Below are 2,926 nucleotides of genomic sequence, written 5' to 3'. Positions count from 1 at the left end.
GGTGGACCGGGCGGGGCTGGACGAGGCGGATGAGGATGATCTGGCGTATCTGGTCTTCACCTCCGGATCCACCGGCCGCCCCAAAGGTGTTGCCGTCACCCACGGACAACTCGCGCACTCCACCGCCGCGCGCGCCGCGTTCTACGGCTCGTTACCCCCTCGCTTCCTGCTGCTGTCCTCCTTCTCCTTCGACAGCGCCTACGCCGGAATCTTCTGGACGCTCACCTTCGGCGGCACCCTGGTCGTGCCCGACGCCGATCAGGTCAAGGACGCCGACGAGCTGGCGAGACTGATCGAAGAGCACGAGCTGACACACCTGCTCACCGTTCCCTCCTTCTACCGCGCCCTCCTGGGCCTGCTCGGCGAGCGGGGCCGGACGCTGCGCACGGTCGTCGTCGCCGGTGAGGCGTGCTCCCCCGACCTCGTCGCCCAACACAGGGAACTGCTCCCGCAGAGCGTCCTGGCGAACGAGTACGGGCCGAGCGAAGCCACCGTCTGGACCACCGGCCACCTCTGCACCGACGAGGTACGCGGCCCCGTCCCGATCGGTACGCCGATCGCGGGCAACACCGTGTATGTGCTGGACGGTGGGTTGCGGCCGGTGGCGGCGGGGAGTGTGGGTGAGCTGTTCGTCGGTGGGGCGGGGGTGGCGCGGGGCTATCTGGGGCGGGGCGGTCTGACGGCGGAGCGGTTCGTGCCGGACCCGTTCTCCTCGGTTCCGGGTGCGCGGTTGTACCGCACCGGGGACCTGGTGCGCTTCGGTGCTGAGGGGGCGTTGGAGTTCTGCGGGCGTGTGGACGAGCAGGTGAAGATCCGCGGGTTCCGGGTGGAGCTGGGGGAGATCGAGGCGGTGCTGCGTGCCGCCGAGGGCATCACCGACGCCGTCGTGGCCGCCGTACCCGGACCGGAAGGCGGCGAACCCCGCCTCGCCGCCTATGTGGTTCCCGAGGACGGGACGACCGCCGACACCACGTCCCTGCGCACATGGACGGGAGACCGGCTGCCGGCCCACATGGTGCCCGCGGCCGTCGTCCCCGTGGACGCGCTGCCCCTCTCCCCGAACGGCAAGGTGGACCGCCGCGCGCTGCCCGCGCCCGCATGGGAGGCCGACGAGCGGGACTTCGTCGCCCCCTCTACCGAGGCGGAGCGGCGGCTGGCCGAGGTGTGGTGCCAGGTCCTGGGCCTGGAACGGATCGGTGTCCACGACGACTTCATCGGCGTGGGCGGCGACTCGATCCAGTCGATCCAGGTCGTGGCCAAGGCGCGCCGCGCGGGCATCCGCATCACCCCGCGCCAGCTCTTCGACCACCCCACCCTCGCCGAACTCGCCGCACAGGCCGAGCTGCTGCCCGTCGCCGACGAGGGCGGCCCGGACGGCCCGGACGACCCGGGCGCGCCGGACTCCGTCCCCACGGTCGGCCTCGCCACCGGCGAGCTGCCCGACGGACTGCTCGCCGCCTGGGAGCGGGACCTGGGCCCGCTGCACGCGGTGTGGCCCATGTCCGACCTGCAGCAGGGCATGCTCTACCACGCCCTGGCCGACCCGGAATCCGACGCCTACACCGAGCAGTTGGTGTGCACCCTGGCGGGGGAGATCGATCCGGAGGCCTTCCTCGGCGCCTGGCGCCGCGCCCTCACCCGGCACCCCGCACTCCGCGCGCACTGCGCCTGGGAGGACGTCGCCCGCCCCCTGCTCGTCGTCCCCCGCGACATCGACGTACCCACCGCGTACGAGGACTGGACGGAGGCGGAGGGGAACGAGGGGGCGAGCGCGCTCCTGCGGGAGTACCTGGAGCGGGACCGGAGCACGGGCTTCGAGCTGAGCGCCGGACCGCTGGTGCGCCTCGCCCTGTTCCGTACGGCCGCCGACCGCTGGGCATTCGTGTGGACCAGCCACCACATCCTCACCGACGGCTGGTCGCTGCCCGTCGTCGCGGGCGACGCCTTCGCGCTCTACGCCGCCCGGCGTGCCGGCACGGACGCCGGTCTCGCGCCCGCTCCGGACTACGGCGCCTTCGTGCGCTGGCAGGAACTCCGGGACGGCGGCGCGGACGAGGCGTTCTGGGACAAGCAGCTCGTCGGCTTCGGCACCCCCGCGCTGCTCGCCCCGGCCGGGGCCGGTGCCCCCGCGCGGAACCCGGGCCGGCACGAGCCCGCGCTGCGGCTGCCGGACGCGCGCTCACGCGCCCTGCGCGACGCGGCCCGCGAGCGCGGGGTGACCCTTGCCGCGCTCGTCCACGCGGCATGGGCACTGGTCGTCGCCCGGCACACCGGCGCCCGGGACCTGTGCGTCGGCAGCGTGCTCTCCGGCCGCCCCGCCGAGATCGAGGGCATCGAGCGCACCGTCGGCCTGTTCATCAACACACTGCCGCTGCGCGTGCGGATCGCCGACGCCGCCCGGGTCGGCGAGTGGCTCACGGCAGTGCACCACGGACTCCAGGACCTGGCCGATCACCAGCACTCCTCGCTCGCCCGGGTCACCTCCGCCGCGGGCACCCCGGCCGGGGCGCAGCTCTTCGACTCCATCGTCGTGGTGGAGAACTATCCCTTCGACGGCCTCGCCACCGACGGCTTCACGCTGGAGAACGGCAGGCTCGTGGAGCACACCAACTATCCGGTGAGCGTGCAGGTCATGCCGGGCGAGCGGCTGGAGCTGCGGCTCTGCGTGGACGCGGCGGCCTTCGACGCGGAGTCCGCGCGGGGCCTCCTCGCCGACCTCGAACGCGCGCTGGACGCGCTGACCGGCGCCCCCGAGACCCTCCTCGGCGAGCTGGACGCCTTCGACGACCAGGCCGTACTGCGCTGGTCGCGCTCCGACTCCGCGCCCGTACCCGCCCGGTCCGTGTCCGAGGCTGTGGTGGGTGGCGGGGTGGTGGTGCCGTCTGGTGTGGCGTTGGTGGATGGGGGGCGTTGTTGGACGTATGCG

Annotated in this window: 1 protein-coding gene; it reads left to right on the top strand. The window is 73.4% G+C overall.

The window, feature by feature from the left end; translation table 11 throughout:
• Positions 1-2,926, top strand: a 2,926-nt coding sequence (locus tag ABD343_RS40060) for an amino acid adenylation domain-containing protein (RefSeq protein WP_344535750.1), incomplete at both ends; no start/stop codon positions are given.

It is taken from the genome of Streptomyces albiaxialis (assembly GCF_039530985.1).
GTDB classification, from domain to species: Bacteria; Actinomycetota; Actinomycetes; order Streptomycetales; family Streptomycetaceae; genus Streptomyces; species Streptomyces albiaxialis.
Note: the sequence above shows the minus strand (reverse complement) of the source record. Positions and strands in the feature narration are given on the sequence as shown.